The organism is Halomonas sp. CH40 (assembly GCA_041875495.1).
GTDB lineage: Bacteria > Pseudomonadota > Gammaproteobacteria > Pseudomonadales > Halomonadaceae > Vreelandella.
The window spans coordinates 2,822,883-2,840,243 of the sequence record CP112982.1; the positions used below are offsets into that span (position 1 = coordinate 2,822,883).

General features: G+C 56.3%; 13 protein-coding genes. 9 read left to right on the plus strand and 4 right to left on the minus strand.

The features are described from left to right. Positions 1–11: 11 nt before the first annotated feature. Together lptG and lptF are read right to left on the minus strand one after the other, a co-directional pair. Positions 12–1,076, minus strand: a complete 1,065-nt coding sequence (lptG, locus tag OR573_13060; GenBank protein ID XGA79416.1) for an LPS export ABC transporter permease LptG — start codon at positions 1,074–1,076, stop codon at positions 12–14. Further along, entirely contained in the window at positions 1,076–2,152 is a 1,077-nt protein-coding gene (gene lptF, locus OR573_13065; GenBank protein XGA79417.1) for an LPS export ABC transporter permease LptF, read from the minus strand. Before lptF ends, lptG begins: the two co-directional genes overlap by 1 nt. A 137-nt stretch (positions 2,153–2,289) precedes the next feature. Here lptF and OR573_13070 point away from each other — a divergent pair, with 137 nt between their 5' ends. The 4 genes from OR573_13070 (at position 2,290) to OR573_13085 (ending at position 7,035) form a co-directional block, all read left to right on the plus strand. Further along, positions 2,290–3,810, plus strand: a complete 1,521-nt coding sequence (locus tag OR573_13070) for a leucyl aminopeptidase (GenBank protein ID XGA79418.1) — start codon at positions 2,290–2,292, stop codon at positions 3,808–3,810. A 150-nt stretch (positions 3,811–3,960) separates the two neighbouring features. After that, positions 3,961–5,061: a branched-chain amino acid aminotransferase gene (locus tag OR573_13075; GenBank protein ID XGA79419.1), complete on the plus strand. Its 1,101-nt coding sequence runs from the start codon at positions 3,961–3,963 to the stop codon at positions 5,059–5,061. A 53-nt stretch (positions 5,062–5,114) separates the two neighbouring features. Further along, positions 5,115–5,546: a DNA polymerase III subunit chi gene (locus OR573_13080; GenBank protein ID XGA79420.1), complete on the plus strand. Its 432-nt coding sequence runs from the start codon at positions 5,115–5,117 to the stop codon at positions 5,544–5,546. A 19-nt stretch (positions 5,547–5,565) separates the two neighbouring features. Then, the gene (locus OR573_13085; GenBank protein XGA79421.1) at positions 5,566–7,035 is read left to right on the plus strand and encodes a putative DNA binding domain-containing protein; all 1,470 of its coding nucleotides are present in this window, start codon (positions 5,566–5,568) and stop codon (positions 7,033–7,035) included. 19 nt (positions 7,036–7,054) lie between these two features. Here the strand turns inward: OR573_13085 and OR573_13090 are convergent, their stop codons facing one another. Next, positions 7,055–8,311, minus strand: coding sequence for an ISL3 family transposase (locus tag OR573_13090; GenBank protein XGA79422.1), 1,257 nt, complete (start codon positions 8,309–8,311; stop codon positions 7,055–7,057). 144 nt (positions 8,312–8,455) lie between these two features. Here OR573_13090 and OR573_13095 point away from each other — a divergent pair, with 144 nt between their 5' ends. The 3 genes from OR573_13095 to OR573_13105 all read left to right on the plus strand — a co-directional run bounded on the left by OR573_13095 (position 8,456) and on the right by OR573_13105 (position 12,957). After that, positions 8,456–8,836 carry a hypothetical protein gene (locus OR573_13095; GenBank protein XGA79423.1) on the plus strand — a complete coding sequence of 127 codons (381 nt, stop codon included), beginning with the start codon at positions 8,456–8,458 and terminating at the stop codon, positions 8,834–8,836. 7 nt (positions 8,837–8,843) lie between these two features. Next, complete coding sequence (locus tag OR573_13100; protein XGA79424.1) at positions 8,844–10,010, plus strand: MFS transporter; 1,167 nt, start codon at positions 8,844–8,846, stop codon at positions 10,008–10,010. Positions 10,011–10,110: 100 nt separating this feature from the next. Further along, on the plus strand, positions 10,111–12,957 hold the full coding sequence (locus tag OR573_13105) for a valine--tRNA ligase (protein XGA79425.1): 2,847 nt from the start codon (positions 10,111–10,113) through the stop codon (positions 12,955–12,957). Between the two features lie 83 nt (positions 12,958–13,040). On the opposite strand, the gene OR573_13110 is transcribed toward OR573_13105, so the two are convergent. After that, on the minus strand, positions 13,041–14,099 hold the full coding sequence (locus OR573_13110) for an NAD(P)-dependent alcohol dehydrogenase (protein ID XGA79426.1): 1,059 nt from the start codon (positions 14,097–14,099) through the stop codon (positions 13,041–13,043). Positions 14,100–14,522: 423 nt separating this feature from the next. On the opposite strand from OR573_13110, the gene OR573_13115 reads away from it, so the two are divergent. Both OR573_13115 and OR573_13120 read left to right on the plus strand, forming a co-directional pair. Continuing rightward, the gene (locus OR573_13115; GenBank protein ID XGA79427.1) at positions 14,523–16,298 is read left to right on the plus strand and encodes an EAL domain-containing protein; all 1,776 of its coding nucleotides are present in this window, start codon (positions 14,523–14,525) and stop codon (positions 16,296–16,298) included. Then, positions 16,295–17,113, plus strand: coding sequence for an alpha/beta hydrolase (locus tag OR573_13120; protein ID XGA79428.1), 819 nt, complete (start codon positions 16,295–16,297; stop codon positions 17,111–17,113). The genes OR573_13115 and OR573_13120 overlap by 4 nt, the downstream gene beginning before the upstream one ends. The last annotated feature ends 248 nt before the right edge of the window (positions 17,114–17,361 follow it).

Sequence of the window (17,361 nt, forward strand, 5' to 3'; positions counted from 1 at the left end):
AGTTTAGAGCGCTAACCATTGCGGCGCAGAAAGTAAACACCCACCAGCGCACAGGCCAGCGTGGGCACCAGCACCGCCCAGACTGGTGAAAAACCAAACAGCGTCGACGCAGGCGCCAGCAAATCCTGGGTGTATTTGAACAGCAAACCGGTAATCACGCCGTAAAACACTCGGGTGCCTGCCGCCACACTGCGCAAAGGGCCAAACACAAAGGAAGCGGCAATCAGTACCAGTGACCCCATGGTCAACGGCATCAGCATCTTTTGCCAGAAATGCAGTAAGGGTTCATCCGCCTGCTGCCCCTGGGCGCGCAGAAAGCCGGCATAGGCATAGAGCTCACTGGGTGCCTGGCTATCAATATCGCGCAGTAGACGCTCCAGTTGCACAGGGGTCAGGTTGGTTTCCCAGCGCTGGGTGGCATGCTGTTCGGCTTCGGTGCGCTCCTCATACAGCCGAGTAGTGGCAACATTTTCCAACTGCCACTGATTACCTTCCCAGCGAGCCCGTTGGGCATAGGAGATTTCCACCAGCTGGCGATCATCAAAGCGATAGCGGGTAAGGTCCAGCACGACATTATCGGCGCGGATGGCGCCAAACCGGTAGATGCTGTCATTCTCGATCTGCCAGCCGCTGCGGCTGGTCAGAACAGCGCCTGAGCCCTGGCGTTTTTCCAGCTTCCAGGCTTCGGCAAACTGCTCGGTACGCGGGCTGACATATTCTGCCACCAGCAGTACCACCACAATCACCAGCAGTACCGGTTTCATAACACCCCAGACAATACGGGCCAGCGAGCGCCCAGATGCGCGCATCACCGTCAGCTCATTGCTGGAGGCCATACTGCCCAGGCCAATCAGGGCACCGATCAATACCGCTACCGGCGCATACTGATAAAACCGCCAGGGTACGCGCATCAACAGATACATCAGTGCATCCAGAGCGGTGTAACCCTGCTGCACATCGCCCAAATCATCGATATAGGCAATGGTGATATCCAGCCCCAAGAGTACAACCTGTACCACGACAATGGCGGCCAGCACGTTGCGGGCAATGTAACGGTCCAGCTGATCCAGCAGCATTAGCGCATCCCCTTGCGTTGTGAATGCCACAGTAACATCAGCCCCAGCACCAGGAATAACCCGTGAACCGGCCAGACGCCCAGCGTTGAAGGCCAGCTACCACTGCCGATCATGTCAACGGCTGCCAAGAGCAGACTAAGATAGGCCACGTAGAGAAAAACCGCGGGCAGGAGTTTGGCAAAGCGCCCCTGACGCGGGTTAACCCGGGATAACGGCTGGGCCATCAGGGCGAGAATAAAGACCATCAACGGCAACCCGGCTCGCCACTGCCATTGGGCCTGAGCGCGTGGGTCAGGGTTGGCCAGCAGGGCAGGCGTGGTGGCGTACTCCAGCGATTCCACCGCTTCGACCCGCCCGGTAGCGCCAAGCCGCAGGGTATAGCGCTCAAACATGAGTTTTTCTGCGCCAAAGCGGCCCGGGGTTACTCCGTAGCGTTCACCGTTTTCCAACACCAGAAAGCGGCTGCCAGTGTCATCACGCAACTCCTGATAGCCTCGGGCGGCACGGGTAACGTAATGATGTTCGCCTTCAGCCGTATTGCCCATTTCGTTAACGAAAACATTTTCCATCTCGGTGCCGTCGCTGGAAAAACCGCTGATATAGGCCGTGCGGCCCTGGCCAAACTCCTGAAAACGCCCGGGCGCCAGGATCGACACATCCAGGCGGCTGCGCTGCTCTTCCAGCATGGTTTCAGTATTGAACGCGCCCAGCGGCGTCAGCCACAGACTGCACACGCCCACCAGTACGGCCACCACGATCGCAGGCAACAGCGTTACCTTCAGCAAGCGCGTCGGGCTGACGCCGCAGGCCACCATTACGGTGATCTCGCTGTTCATATATAGCTGACCATAGGCGAGCAGGATGCCCAGAAAAAAGGCCAGCGGCAGAATCAGCTCCATAAAGCCGGGCAGATGAAAAAGCATCAGGCTACCCAGAATATTTAACGGAATATCGCCTTCGGCAGCGCTGGAAAAATAACGGATAAACCGGCTGCCCATGATCACCAGCAGCAGAATACCCGCCACTGCGGTCATGGTTAGTAGCACTTCGCGGGTTAAATAGCGAAATAAAATCAACGCGTTCTCCAGCCAATCGTGCAGGATGCCATGCAATGCGCCCAAGGCTTGGGTACACTTGCTTCAGAGGGCACAATAACAGCTCACTTTTGGGGCATTATCCCGAATCCTGCGATGCTTGTCTTGTTGGAGACGTCATGGAATTTTCCGTTCATACCGCTAATCCGGCGAAAGCCGAAACCGCTTGTCTTGCTGTACCGGTGTTTAACGATAGTGAACTCCTTCCCGCGGTTGCGAAACTCGATGACGCCAGCGAGCGTCTGATCAGCCAGCTGGTTGAAAGCGGCGACTTCGACGCGGCACTGGGCAGCACCCTGATGTTGCCCTTTGCCCCCGGGCTTGGCACTGAGCGCTTGCTGCTGGTAGGGCTGGGAGCGCGCGAAAAATGCAAGGATGCCGCCTTTTTGAAAGCGCTGGACGCCGCTGCCAGCGCGCTTATCAAGCTTCCTATTGACGAGGCCTGCCTGGCGTTTACCGATGTGCCGCTGGAAGGCCGCGACTCAGCATGGAAAGCGCGCAAGATCATGGAAGCAGGCGAGCGCGCGCTTTACCGCTTTGATACCTTTAAATCGCAACCCGCCCCGCTTTCTTCCCTGCAGCGCTTTACTCTGCTGCTCAGCGATAGCGATGAAGCCGAGCAGGCACGGGAAGGTGCCCACATTGGTGTGGCGATCGGCCAGGGCATCAACGCCGCCCGCACCCTGGGCAACCTGCCGGGTAATGTCTGCACGCCGCGCTATCTGGCGGAGCAAGCTGAAAAGCTGGCCGCCGGTTCCGAAGGCCGCCTGACCACCGAAATTCTGGATGAAGACGCCCTAGAAACCCTTGGCGCCCATTCGCTACTGTCAGTCGGCCATGGCAGCCGCGAACCTTCACACCTGATTGTAATGCGCTATCAGGGCGCAGAAGACGCCGCAGACGCCCCCCATGTGCTGGTAGGCAAGGGTATCACCTTTGACACTGGCGGTATCTCGCTCAAGCCCGGCGAGGCCATGGACGAAATGAAGTTCGATATGTGCGGCGCCGCCAGCGTGTTTGGCACCGTTAATGCCGTTCTAGCCATCAAACCCAGGCTCAATCTGGTGTTTATTGTAGCGGCGGCGGAAAACATGCCGGACGGCGCGGCCACCAAGCCGGGGGATATCATCAACACCCTCAAGGGCTTGACGGTTGAAGTCCTCAACACCGATGCCGAAGGCCGTCTGGTGCTGTGCGATGCACTCACCTACGCCGAGCGTTTTGAACCCGCCAGCGTGGTGGATATTGCTACCCTGACTGGTGCCTGCATCATTGGGCTTGGCCACCACGCGACGGGGCTTTTATCCAACGATGATGACCTGGCGCTGGATATTCTCGATGCGGGCGATACCGCCTGGGATCGCGCCTGGCACCTGCCGCTGTGGGATGAGTATCAGGAGCAGCTGGATTCCAACTTTGCCGACCTGGCTAACATTGGTGGGCGCCCAGCAGGCACCATCACCGCCGCCTGCTTTCTATCGCGCTTTGCGGATCACTTCCCCTGGGCACACCTGGATATCGCTGGCACCGCCTGGCATTCCGGCAAGCAGAAAGGCGCCACTGGCCGCCCGGTTGGGCTGCTAACTCAATACCTGCTGGACCGTGAAACCGATGTCCAGGTAGAAAATAGCGACGACTAACTTCAAAATCAAGCACCTGACGGTTGCCTTTCACTGACGCAACCGTTACATCTTGGGGCAGTGATACGTCGTGTAGGCACCGGGCTGGCCGGTGCCTCTATCTGGTTAACAAGATTAAAAGCGTTTTAACGCTAGCTGTGGAGAATCATCGTGCCCACCGACCGCTTTACCCTGCTGCCATCCAATCAGCCGACGGCAGACAACATCCGCGATAACATCCTGCAAAACCCCGGGTTTGGCAGCCACTTTACCGATCATATGGCCCATGTACGCTGGACCCTTGATACCGGCTGGCATGCCCATGAAGTTCGCCCCTACGGCCCTTTGACCCTGGACCCGGCGGCTTCTGTGCTGCACTACGGCCAGGAAATTTTCGAGGGTATCAAGGCTTACCGGCATGCCGATGGTTCCGTATGGACATTCCGCCCGGAAAAGAATGCCGAGCGCTTTCGTCGTAGTGCCCGCCGTCTGGCCCTGCCGGAGCTGTCCGATGAAGACTTTATCGGCTCGCTGAAAGCCCTGCTGGCTCAGGATCATGCCTGGGTGCCCACGCCTGCCAGCGATTCCGACGAGTGCAGCCTCTATCTGCGCCCCTTCATGATTGCCTCAGAAGCTTTCCTGGGCGTACGCCCCGCTCACGAGGTCGATTATTACGTGATCGCTTCGCCTGCAGCGGCCTACTTCAAGGGCGGCATTGACCCAGTATCGATCTGGCTATCCACCCACTACAACCGCGCGGCCCCAGGTGGCACCGGTTTTGCCAAGTGCGGCGGCAACTACGCCGCCTCACTGGCCGCCCAGAAAGAAGCCTCCGCTAACAGTTGCAGCCAGGTGGCGTTTCTGGACGCGGCGGAAGGCAAATGGATCGAAGAGCTTGGCGGTATGAATCTGTTCTTCGTGTTCAAGGATGGCCGCGTCGTCACTCCGCGCCTGACTGACACCATTCTGGAAGGCGTCACCCGTAACTCAGTGCTGACCCTGGCCAAGGACGAAGGCCTGACGCCGGAAGAGCGCCCCATCAGCATCGATGAATGGCGCGAAGGCGCAGCTTCCGGCGAGATTACCGAAGTCTTTGCCTGCGGCACGGCAGCGGTGATTACCCCGGTAGGTGAGCTGGTCACCGACAACGAACGCATTACCCTGACCGCTGGCGGCAACAACGAGATTGCCAAGCGCATTCGCACCAAGCTGCTTGACCTGCAGTACGGCCGCAGCGAAGACAAGTACGGCTGGCTGACCCGGCTGGTCTGACCCTCGCAAACGCCTGCTACCCAGATTGCGGGTGGCAGGCGCTGGAAACCGCCATGGCCCGCATTGATTTCTACATCCTGCCAGACACCACTCTGGACGCCCGCCTACAGTTTGCCTGCAAATTGGCAGAGACCATCTGGCACAAGGGCTACCGGCTTCACCTGCACTGCGAGGACGAAGCCCTGGCCAGGCAGGCCGATGACGCCCTATGGAATTTTCGCCCAGACGCCTACCTGCCCCACGCCTTGGAAGACAGCGACCTGGCCGCCCAGGTGCCGGTCACCCTCGGCTGGAAGGCCCTCCCCGCCCCGGCACAAGACGCCGCCCTGCTCAACCTGCACCCGGAAATCCCCGACGGCTTCGACGCCTACGCCCGCGTTGCAGAAATCATCAACCAGCACCAGGACGTACTCATCGCCAAACGCGCCTGCTGGAAACGCTACAAGGAAATGGGCCACGAAGTCGTGCCGCATCAACTGGGGTGAAGAGCAAGGAAGCATAACCATGGATCAGAACCAACTGCTAAAAACACTCACCCGCGGCGAAGACAGCCGCCACCAGTTCAAACGCGATGCTACCAATGCAGATGGTCTTGCAGCTGAGCTGGCGGCCTTTGCCAACAGTGGTGGCGGCTGGCTATTTCTGGGTGTTAATGATGACGGCTCGATTGCCGGACTGGATGGCACTGCGGTTCGGCGGCTAAACCAGCTGCTTAGTAACGCCGCCTCACAGCATGTGCGCCCGCCAGTGCATCCGCTGACCGAGAATGTACAGACGGATCACGGCATCGTGATAGCGATGGAAATACCCGATGGGTTGGCCAAACCGTATCTTGATAATCAAGGTCGCATTTGGGTCAAGCAGGGCTCGGACAAGCGACATGTGACCTCCCGCGAAGAAATGCAGCGCATGTTCCAGCGCTCCGGCCTGGTGTATGCCGATGTGGTGCCGGTAGCGGGCACCTCGGTAGAGGATATCGACGACAAAGCATTTACCACCTATTTTAACCGCCGTTATGGTGAGGCCAGCGAATACGCTGGCCTGACACGGGAACAGCTGCTGCAAAACATAGGGCTGGGCGATGGGCAGGAGCTGAACCTGGCAGGACTGATGCTGTTCGGTCGCAATCCGCAGCGTTGGCGCCCTGCCTTTGAAATAAAGGCGGTGGCCTTTCCCGGCACGGCTCTGCACGATACTCGCTACCTGGACAGCGAAGACATCAAGGGTTCTCTGCTGGAGCAGTTCCGGGGTGCCTTCGCCTTTATCAAGCGCAACCTGCACCATGTACAGCACGGGCGCAGTTTCAACACCCTAGGCGAGCTGGAAATTCCTGAGACAGCGCTGGAAGAGTTGCTGGTCAATGCCTTGATCCACCGCGACTACTTCACCAGCGCCTCTGTCCGCCTGATGGTGTTTGCCGACCGGGTGGAAATCGTCAGCCCTGGCCACCTGCCGGATAGCCTGACCTCCGAGGACATTAGCCGAGGAAAATCCATCCGCCGCAATCCAACGCTCACTGAGCATGCATCCCATATTCTGCCTTATCGCGGCATGGGCAGTGGCATTCCTCGAGCACTTGAGGCGTGGCACCAAGTTGACTTGGTGAATGATTCTTCGGGTAATCAATTCAGCGTGATCGCCTGGCGTCCTGAAACAGAGTGGCGATCTGAGGCAAGCACCCCACAAGTCACCGACCAAGTCACCGACCAAGTCACCGACCAAGTCACCGACCAAGTTAGCAGGGAAGTATTCCGCCTGCTTGAATCTTTGAAGGGAGAAATGACGCGGTCCGAGCTACAGGATATTTTGGGTCTCAAACATCAGCCCCATTTCAGAAAAGCGTACCTAAGACCGGCATTGAACGCTGGCTTGATTGAGCAAACGATTCCGGAAAAGCCCAATAGCCGCTTACAAAGATACCGTTTGACGGCTGCCGGTCAGCAGTGGGTAAAACATCAAGGAAGGCAGACTTGAAATATGGCTCTTCGTCATTTCATGTGGATTTGGCCTGATCAAGCAGGCGGCCCACCGGGCTACCAATCAGGTAAATCATAGCAATGAAATTAGCTTCATTTCGGTAGCCCCGTGCACGTGAACGAGCCGCCTGAAACAGGCCGTTCATTCCTTCTAGTCGCGCGTTTGTCAGCCCCGAGTGCCAGCGCCTGACTACCGCTTTAGCGTGTCGCTCAAGTGTCTCCAGCGCTTTCCCCATCGGCTTCAGTAGAGGCTTCTCAGAAACTGCTGCTTTCATGATTTTTAGGTAGTTCGTGATCCGCCAACGCGCTGCCCTGGGCGTTGACGCTTTCTGGATCCAGCTTAACTTTTCCTTGATCACCCAAGCATCGGCCGTGGCGCTCTGATCGGCAACCAGCTCCTGAAGTGCCGATATCTGTTTAGGTGTGTGGTTCTCATTTTCCAGGCTCTTCAACAGTGCCCAGCGCAGCGACTTGGGGTGTTTCTGCTCGCGGCGTTCTTTCTTGCGCACCTCGTCCAGTCGCTTGGTGAAGGTCTGCACGATATGGAACCAGTCGACCGTTACCTCCGCCTTGGGAAGAGACTCGGTGACGCCACTAAGGAAAGCAGGTGACATGTCACAGACAACCTCGACCACATTGTCCACATCGCCACCATGAGCCGCCAGGAAGGCACTGAACGCCTTGATGGTGTCCTTGCCGCAGCCTGGAACAGCGAAAATCACCGGTTCCTGCTTGCGCTGCATATCGAGGAACACGGTGACGTAACGATGCCCGCGTCGGGACGCGGTTTCGTCCACGCCAACCATGGTCACATTGGACAGATCCAGCTCTCCCAGCATGCGGTTCACGTAGTGGTGCACGATGCGCCATAGTCGTTTGTCGGAAATCTCCAACTGCCGGGAGACAGCCAGCACTGGCATCTCCTTGACGAGCGACATGGCCGCCTGCTCGAACAACAGGGTAAAGTCACTGCCGGGCCGCGCCCAGGGCACCTTTATGCGTTTGACGCCATGTTCAGGACACTTTGTACGAGGGACGCGAGCATGCAAGTAACAATGGTGCTGAAAGAAGTTCAGATGTCGCCAGGTTTTGTCAGCAAAGTCGTGAGCTTGGCAGGCCTTACCGCACTCTGGACAGGGATAGAGGCTGCCACGCTCCGCCTCGACATACAGCTCCAGGCGGTGAGGCGACACAGCGGTATCCAGGTGCTGATCCTTGAGAATCCAGGGCGCTTCCAGGCCAAGGCCGAGTGTTAAAATCTGGGTGCCGTCCATGTCGTACCTCCTGCTAATATGGAGGCAATATTCTGGCTCAGCTCAGGGGGCGAATTCCACACCCAACGACGAAGAGCCTGAAATATTATCCTAATCAACAGATTGTGCAGACACTGTCTGCACAATTGTCCTGGAGCCATTTTAATGAATAACACCAAAACATGGCTGACTCTCTTCTTCACCATGGCATTATCGGCCTGCTCGACGCTGGATGAAAATAAGACACCAAGAGTTACCCCGCTAAGCGAGCAGGATCAGTATGCGCTGGAGTTAGGGCATAAGGTGCTTGCTATTCAAGCTGCGCTGGAAAAACCCGAGCAGCCAGCTTCCATTGAAGCCGTTAAAGCACTTGGGCTGGATTCAAGGCATTATGTGATGGTCAGAGGCTGGCTGATTCAGGAGCTGCGTTCAGCCGAAAGTTGGCAAGAGACCTCCACTTACCAGACTTCCGTCGCCTATAAAAACACCACCGATAAGCGGATTAGCGCTTTGCGCCGTATGATACGCGCCATTGACCTGGAGTAGCGCCACCATGCTCAAACGCCACCCGCTGATCACTATCGTGATTGCCCAGTTATTCGGCACGTCGCTGTGGTTCAGCGTCAATGGCGTGGGCACTGCTCTGCAGCAGTCTGCCGGACTGAGCGGCGCGGATCTCGGTCTGCTGACCATGGCAGTGCAGGCGGGGTTTATCAGCGGTACTCTGGTGATTGCCACTAGCGGCCTGGCCGACCGTCTGCTTGCCAGCCAGTTGTTTGCCATGGCTGCCGTCTGCGGGGCAATCATCAATGCGGCGTTTATTTTCAGCCTGGAAAGCCTGACGGGCGCCATCCTGCTGCGCTTTATGACTGGGCTTTGCCTGGCCGGTATTTACCCATTGGGCATGAAACTGGTGGTCAGCTGGACACCACATCAGGCGGGTGCAGCGCTGGGCTGGCTGGTGGGTATGCTGACCTTGGGCACCGCCTCACCGCATCTGTTGCGCGGGGTAACCCTATACATGCCCTGGCAGACGCCCCTGCTGCTGTCCTCCTTGCTGGCGCTGGTGGCCGCCGCCATGATCTACCGTCTGGGGGTTGGCCCCCACCTGCCGCCGACGGCGGCAGGTGGTCGCCCCTGGGCGGGGCTGGCGGCCTTTCGTCGCCGTGACTTTCGCGCGGCAGCACTGGGTTATTTCGGCCACTGCTGGGAGCTTTATGCTTTCTGGACGCTCACCCCTTTTCTGGTCGCCCGGGAGTTGGCTCGCCTGGACGCGCCGGTCACCCGTATTGCCTGGCTGAGCTTTGCGGTGATTGCCATCGGTATGCCCGGCTGCGTGCTGGCAGGCCGTGCCAGCCGACGCTTCGGCAGTGCCCGGGTAGCCTTTGTTGCCCTGGCCACCTCCGGCGCCCTTTGCTTCTTTTACCCCTGGCTGGGTAGCGCGCCGCCTTTAATGTTGCTGGCCTTACTGCTGCTGTGGGGCTTTAGCGTCATCGCCGATTCGGCACAGTTTTCTGCGCTTGCTTCAGTCTCGGCACCCAGCGACCGGTTGGGTGCCGCATTGGCGATGATGAATGCCATCGGCTTCAGCCTGACCCTGCCAGCCATTGCGCTGGTCACCTCGCTGTGGAGCACCCAGGGGCTGATGGTGATCTGGTGGCTGCTGCCCGGGCCGCTGCTTGGCTTGCTGGCCATGCGGCGGCTAACGCTCAAGGCCTGACGTCAGCGCCTGTGACGCGCTATACTAACGGCCATTTTGCGAACCCAATCAATGCATTCGCTGCCCGGTAACGCTGGGCACCGCCGCTGTGAGCCAATCCATGGAAAAGACCTACCAACCCGAACAGATCGAAACCCGCTGGTACGCGCGCTGGGAAGCCGATAACCGCTTTGCCCCTTCCGGCCAGGGCGAGCCTTACGCCATCATGATTCCGCCGCCCAACGTGACCGGCAGCCTGCATATGGGCCATGCGTTTCAGGATACCATCATGGATACCCTGATCCGCTTCAAGCGCATGCAGGGCAACAATACCCTCTGGCAGATCGGCACCGATCACGCCGGTATCGCCACCCAGATGCTGGTGGAGCGCAAGGTGGCCGCTGAGGAAGGCAAGACCCGCCATGAGCTGGGCCGCGATGCGTTTATCGACAAGGTGTGGGAGTGGAAGGAAGAATCCGGCGGCCATATTACCCGCCAGCTGCGCCGCATGGGTGCCAGCGTGGATTGGTCGCGGGAACGTTTCACCATGGATGACGGCTTCTACAAGGCCGTGCAGGAAGTTTTCGTGCGCCTGCATGAAGACAACCTTATCTATCGCGGCAAGCGGTTGGTCAACTGGGACCCAACCCTGCACACTGCCATTTCCGACCTGGAAGTGGAAAACAAGGACCAGCAAGGCAGCTTCTGGCATTTCCGCTACCCGCTGGCTGATGGCGTGACCACCGCCGATGGCAAGGATTATCTGGTCGTGGCGACCACTCGCCCGGAAACCCTGCTGGGGGATACCGGCGTGGCGGTCAACCCGGACGACGAACGCTATGCCTCACTGGTCGGCAAGTTTATCGAGCTGCCGCTGGTCGGTCGGCGTATTCCTATCGTCGCCGATGAGCATGCCGATAGGGAAAAAGGCTCCGGCTGCGTCAAGATTACCCCGGCCCACGACTTTAACGACTACGAAGTCGGCAAGCGCCAGAATCACCTGCTGATCAATGTGTTCAGCAAGGATGCCACTATTCTTGAGCGCGCCGAGATTTTTGACCTCAAGGGACAGCCACAGCCTGAAGAAGACGCCACCCTGCCCGTCAAATACGCAGGGCTTGACCGCTTCGAGGCACGCAAGCAGATCGTCGCCGATATGGACGCCCTGGGTTTGCTGGCGCAGGTCGAAACGGTCAACAACACCCTGCCCTATGGCGACCGTTCCGGCGATGTGATTGAGCCACTGCTCACTGATCAGTGGTTTGTCGCGGTGGAAGAGCTGGCCAAACCCGCCATTGCCGCGGTGGAAAACGGCGATATCCAGTTCGTGCCCAAGAACTACGAAAACATGTACTTCGCCTGGATGCGCGACCTCCAGGACTGGTGTATCTCCCGCCAGCTGTGGTGGGGCCACCGTATTCCCGCCTGGTACGATGCGGACGGTAATGTCTATGTGGCGCGCAGCGAAGAAGAAGCCCGCGAAAAGCACAAGCTGTCGGCAGACATCACCCTGACCCAGGACGAAGATGTTCTCGATACCTGGTTCAGCTCAGGCCTGTGGACCTTTGGCACCCTGGGCTGGCCGGAAAAGACCCCGGAACTGGAAACCTTTCACCCCACCAGCGTGCTGGTCACCGGTTTTGACATCATCTTCTTCTGGGTCGCCCGGATGATCATGATGACGCTGAAGTTCATGGACGAAGTACCGTTCAAGACCGTCTATGTGCATGGCCTGGTGCGCGATGGCCAGGGCCAGAAGATGTCCAAATCCAAGGGCAACGTGCTGGACCCCATCGACCTGATTGACGGCATCAGCCTGGAAGATCTGGTTGAAAAACGCACCGGCAACATGATGCAGCCGCAGAAAGCCAAGGCGATTGCCAAAGCGACCAAGGATGAGTTCAAGGACGGCATTGAAGCCCACGGCACCGATGCATTGCGCTTCACCTTCCTTTCCCAGGCCACCACCGGGCGGGATATCAAGTTTGATATGAACCGCCTGGACGGCTACCGCAACTTCTGCAACAAGCTCTGGAATGCCTCGCGCTACGTGCTGATGAACGCCGAAGGCGAGGATTGCGGCGCAGAAGGCGGCGAGGTGAGCCTCTCCCTGGCGGATCGCTGGATCATTTCTCAGCTGCAGAAGACCGAAACCCAGGTGACCAAGGCGCTGGACGAATATCGCTTCGACCATGCCTCCCAGGCGCTGTATGAGTTTGTCTGGAACGAATATTGCGACTGGTACCTGGAGCTATCCAAGCCGGTACTCTGGGACGAAAATGCCAGCGAATCCGCTAAACGCGGCACGCGGCGAACCCTGGTGCGGGTGCTGGAAGTGATTCTGCGCCTTGCCCATCCGATGATGCCGTATATCTCCGAAGAGATCTGGCAGCGGGTTGCGCCACTGGCGGGCACCTACGCCGGTGATAACCCTTCTATCATGAACCAGCCCTGGCCACAGGCCGATGAAAACCGCATTGACGAGCAGGCCACCCGGGATATCGAATGGCTGAAGGGCGTGATTATCGCGGTGCGTAATATCCGCGCTGAGATGAACATTGCCCCCGGCAAGCCGCTGGATATCCTCCTCACCAAAGGCAAGCCGGAAGATGCCGAACGTCTTGAAAGCAATCGCCACTTTCTGGCCAAACTGGCCAAGCTGGAAAGCGCCACCTGGCTGGCCAACCCAGACGACGCACCGCTGTCAGCCACCCAGCTGGTGGGTGATATGGAAGTCCTGGTGCCCATGGCGGATCTGATTGATAAAGACGCCGAACTCAAGCGGCTGGCCAAGGAAATCGACAAGCAGGACAAGCTGATCAGCGGCATTGAGAAAAAACTCGGCAACGAAGGCTTTATCGCCAAAGCCCCGAAAGCCGTGGTGGAAAAGGAACGCGGCAAACTCGCCGAATTCCAGGCCGCTAAAAAACTCTTGGAAGAACAGCAAACTAAAATCTCCGCTTTATAAAGCGGCTACGTCAAAACAGCAACGGCACCATTAGGTGCCGTTGCTGTTTATTATTATTAATGATTGGCGTTAACGCTTGGCGACTAGGCCGCGTTTTTCATTGATGCCATGTCGATGACAAAGCGGTAACGCACGTCGCCTTTTTGCATGCGCTCAAACGCGGTGTTGATGGTTTGCATATCAATCATTTCCACGTCGCAGGTGATCTTGTGCTCAGCGCAGAAATCCAGAAGCTCTTGGGTTTCGGCAATACCGCCGATCAGCGAACCTGCCAGAACACGACGTTTGAAAATCAGGTTGGCGCCTTGAACAGCCGGTTCAATTGGGTCCATCAGGCCAACCATGATATGGGTGCCATCGTAGCGCAGCGCGGCGAGGTAAGGATTGATATCGTGCTGCACCGGCACGGTATCCAGCATGAAGTCAAAGGTTTCGGCAACGGCTTCCATCTGTGCCTCATCTGACGAGACCACCACATGGTCGGCACCATGCTGTTTGGCCTCTTCCACCTTGGCATCAGAACGGGTGAAGACCGTCACCTCGGCGCCCAGCGCTTTGGCAAGCTTCACGCCCATGTGGCCAAGACCACCCATGCCGATAACGCCCACCTTGTGGCCCTTACCCACACCATGATGGCGCAGCGGTGAATAGGTAGTAATACCCGCGCACAGAATTGGCGCAGCTGACGGCAGATCGATGCCTTCCGGCATGGTCAGCACAAAGTGCTCGCTGACCACAATAGATTCGGAATAACCCCCTTGGGTCATGGTACCATCATGACGGTCATCGCTGCCGTAGGTCATGGTGAAGCCGTTCAGGCAGTATTGCTCCACATCATCCTGGCAGGCAGAACAGGTGCGGCAAGAATCTACCATACAGCCCACGCCCACCACATCGCCGGGCTTGAAACGCGTGACATCGCTGCCAACACCGGTCACCCGGCCAACAATTTCATGGCCTGGCACAACAGGGTAGCGGGTTAAGCCCCAGTCATTTTTAGCGAAGTGCAGATCACTATGACAAACGCCGCAGTACAGAATCTCAATGGCCACGTCATCGGGACGCGGGTTGCGGCGGTCAATTGACAGGGGCGCCAGTGGTTGATCATCAGCATGGGCAGCAAAGGCTTTAACTTCAGTCATTATATTCTCCGTTAAATTCGCTAATGATGGTGCGCTTCAGAATGTTTAACTGTCAAGGAAGGGCTGGTTCGAGGTGCTTGTTCAAGATACCTGTTTGCCGTGTCCATCCAAGTCAGTTAATTAACCCAACACTAAATTAGTTAATGAAATATCTATTTCTTATTCTCACGCCGCTGCGTGGAAATGCATACAAAATTAATATAATACAATTAGCCTTAGATATAATACGTAAATTATACCTGTCTTTTAAATAGGTTCTGGACGGCAGCTATCAACCTCGGCACAGTAAGCAGGCTGACCAACCTGAAAAGGGTCGAGGCACCAACCAAAGCACGGGTCTGGCCGCATCGTCGATGCCAGGCAGTTATGTATTTTTGTCGAAACCCTATTAATAGAACTTCGGCCATTCTTTGAGGACTCATCATGGATGACTCAGCTATTGCATCTATTGATCAATTCCCAGTGGGCTGCCTGGTTTCAGACATTAATCGCCAGATTCACTACAGTAACCAGTATTTTGAAAAACGTTACGGCTATGCACACAATGAACTCCTTGGCTGCGACATTTTTGTTTTGCTCAGCAAGGCATCACAAATAATGTACGACAGCTTCATCATGCCAATGATTGTTTATGAAGGCTGCTGTGACGAAATACGGGTAACCTTGACAACAAAGGCCGGAAACCCAATTCCCGCCGTAGTTAGCGCTTATCGCGACCCGGAAAAAAATGAGCGGATTTTCTGGAGCATCGGTAGTGCCGCGCGCTCTGAACAACTGTTTCAGGAACTGAATGAAACCAAGGAGCTGCTTAGCAAGAAAGTCTCACTTTTGCGGTCATTATCGGAAACAGATCCGTTAACCGGCTTACCTAATCGCAGTGCCTTGACACAGCACCTGGATCACGAAATGACATATCGTGATCCTGAAAAGCTGGCGTTTACGCTGGCCTTCATTGATCTTGATGGCTTCAAGGAAGTCAACGATACCTATGGTCATGATATGGGCGACGAAGTGCTGCGCTGCTCAGCCAACCGCCTGGTCAAAAACCTTAAGAAAGAGGATGTGGTGGCCCGATTTGGCGGCGATGAATTTGTTGTTTTTCTGGATACCCTGGATAACGTTGCCTCGGCGAAAAAGGTTTTCAATCGCCTGATCAAAAAACTGTCTGAGCCGTTTGAAGTTGACTCAGTGACGATTCAAGTCTCTGCCAGCATTGGTATTACGTTTTATCCTCAGGCGGAAAACGTCGATACCGGCCAGCTGCTGCGCCAGGCAGACCAGGCTATGTATCAGGCCAAGATTGCAGGGCGCAACCGGCTCAGCGTTTTCGACACAGCGACCGAACAGCATCAGAAATATACACTTAAAAGCCGCAACGTGGTTCAAACCGCGATGCTGAATAACCAGTTTGAACTTTATTACCAACCCAAAGTTAATATGCGCACTGGCACCGTCCTCGGGGTTGAAGCACTTCTGCGCTGGAATCACCCCGATGAGGGAGTGAAGAGCCCGGCCACTTTTCTGCCTGCAATAAGCGGCACCACCACAGGGTTGAGCCTGGGCAGGTGGGTGCTCATTACGGCACTGACTCAGCTTCAGCAATGGCTCGATCAAGGACTGGACATGTCTGTCAGCATCAATATTGATGGCTATCATCTGCAGCATCCTGAATTTCTTAACGACCTGACCACAGCGCTATCCGGCTTCCCAGACCTCCCTCTCCAACGGCTTGAACTGGAAGTGATTGAAACCAGCGCCATTGAGGATATCAACCGCGTTGCAACGGTGGTTACCTCGTGCCGTAAAATCGGTATCCGGGTTTCTCTGGACGATTTTGGAACCGGCTATTCGACGTTAGGGCATCTGAGAGACCTGTCAGTCGATGTATTGAAAATTGATCGCAGCTTTGTCCAGAACATGCTGGACAGCAGTGGCGACCTGGCCATTATCAAAGGCGTAGTCGGTTTTGCATCCGCTTTCGAATGCAGCCTGATCGCTGAAGGTGTTGAAACCTTACAGCATGCCCAGAGCCTAATGGAACTGGGCTGCGAAGGTGGTCAAGGCTTTTATATTGCGCGCCCCATGCCCGCCCATAAGCTTGGGAGCTGGGTAGAAAACTGGCAGCAACAAGGATTCACCCGACAATTTCACTACCTAAGCCCTAATATCCCAATACAGCTAGAGCACAGAACCAGATGATACTGACGAAAGAAAAAGTCATTGCCCGCAATAACATAGAAATTTTTGGCTCAGGAAATACGACCTTACTGATGGCCCATGGTTTTGGCTGCAACCAGACCATGTGGTATCGCCTGACGCCGGAATTGCAAAGCCGCTATACGCTTGTCCTATTCGATTATGTCGGCTCTGGCCAGTCCCAGTTGTCTGCCTACAGTGAAGCCCGCTACAGCTCGCTGGAAGGTTACGCTGCGGATATCAACGAGATCTGCACCACCCTTGACCTGACACAGGTTCATCTGGTTGGCCATTCGGTCAGCTGTACCATTGGCATGCTCGCGGCCAATAACGACCCGGAACGCTTTGCCAGCCAGATCATGGTGTGCCCATCGCCGTGCTTTTTGAACCTGCCACCTGATTACCATGGCGGTTTTGAGCGCTCAGACCTGGAAGAACTGGTTCAACTGATGGATCGTAACCATATGGGCTGGGCCAGCTATCTCGCCCCGCTGGTAATGGGCAGCGCCAGCCCGGACTTAATGGTGGGTGAACTTTCCGACAGCTTCTGCTCAACGGACCCTCTGGTGGCCAAGACCTTTGCCCAGGCGACGTTCTTTTCTGACTATCGCCACCTGCTGCCCAACAACCAACACCCTACCCTGCTGCTGCAAAGCCAGGTTGATGCCCTTGCCAGTGAAAGCATTGGCCATTATATGCAGGCACATATGCCCAAGAGCACGCTTCATGTACTGCCCACCGAAGGCCATTGTATTCACATGACACACCCGGACCTGATCAGCCAGGAAATGATCACCTGGCTGGATAGGGCGGCTTGAACGTTCACTAAGGACTGCATTCAAAAAAGCTAAATTAAAAAGCATTTACTTATACAATAGTATTGATTTGAATAAATTCTGTATAACTTCTTGAAGTTCAGCTCCAGCAGGACTAGTCTCACTTAAGTTATCCAGCACTTGAATGCTGAATAACTTCTGTAACGGATTATCTGTCGGCAGTTCACCGCTTGCGTGCTTACATGCATCACAAAGTGCGTATTCGGTGCCTGCTTGCATAACCAACGCTG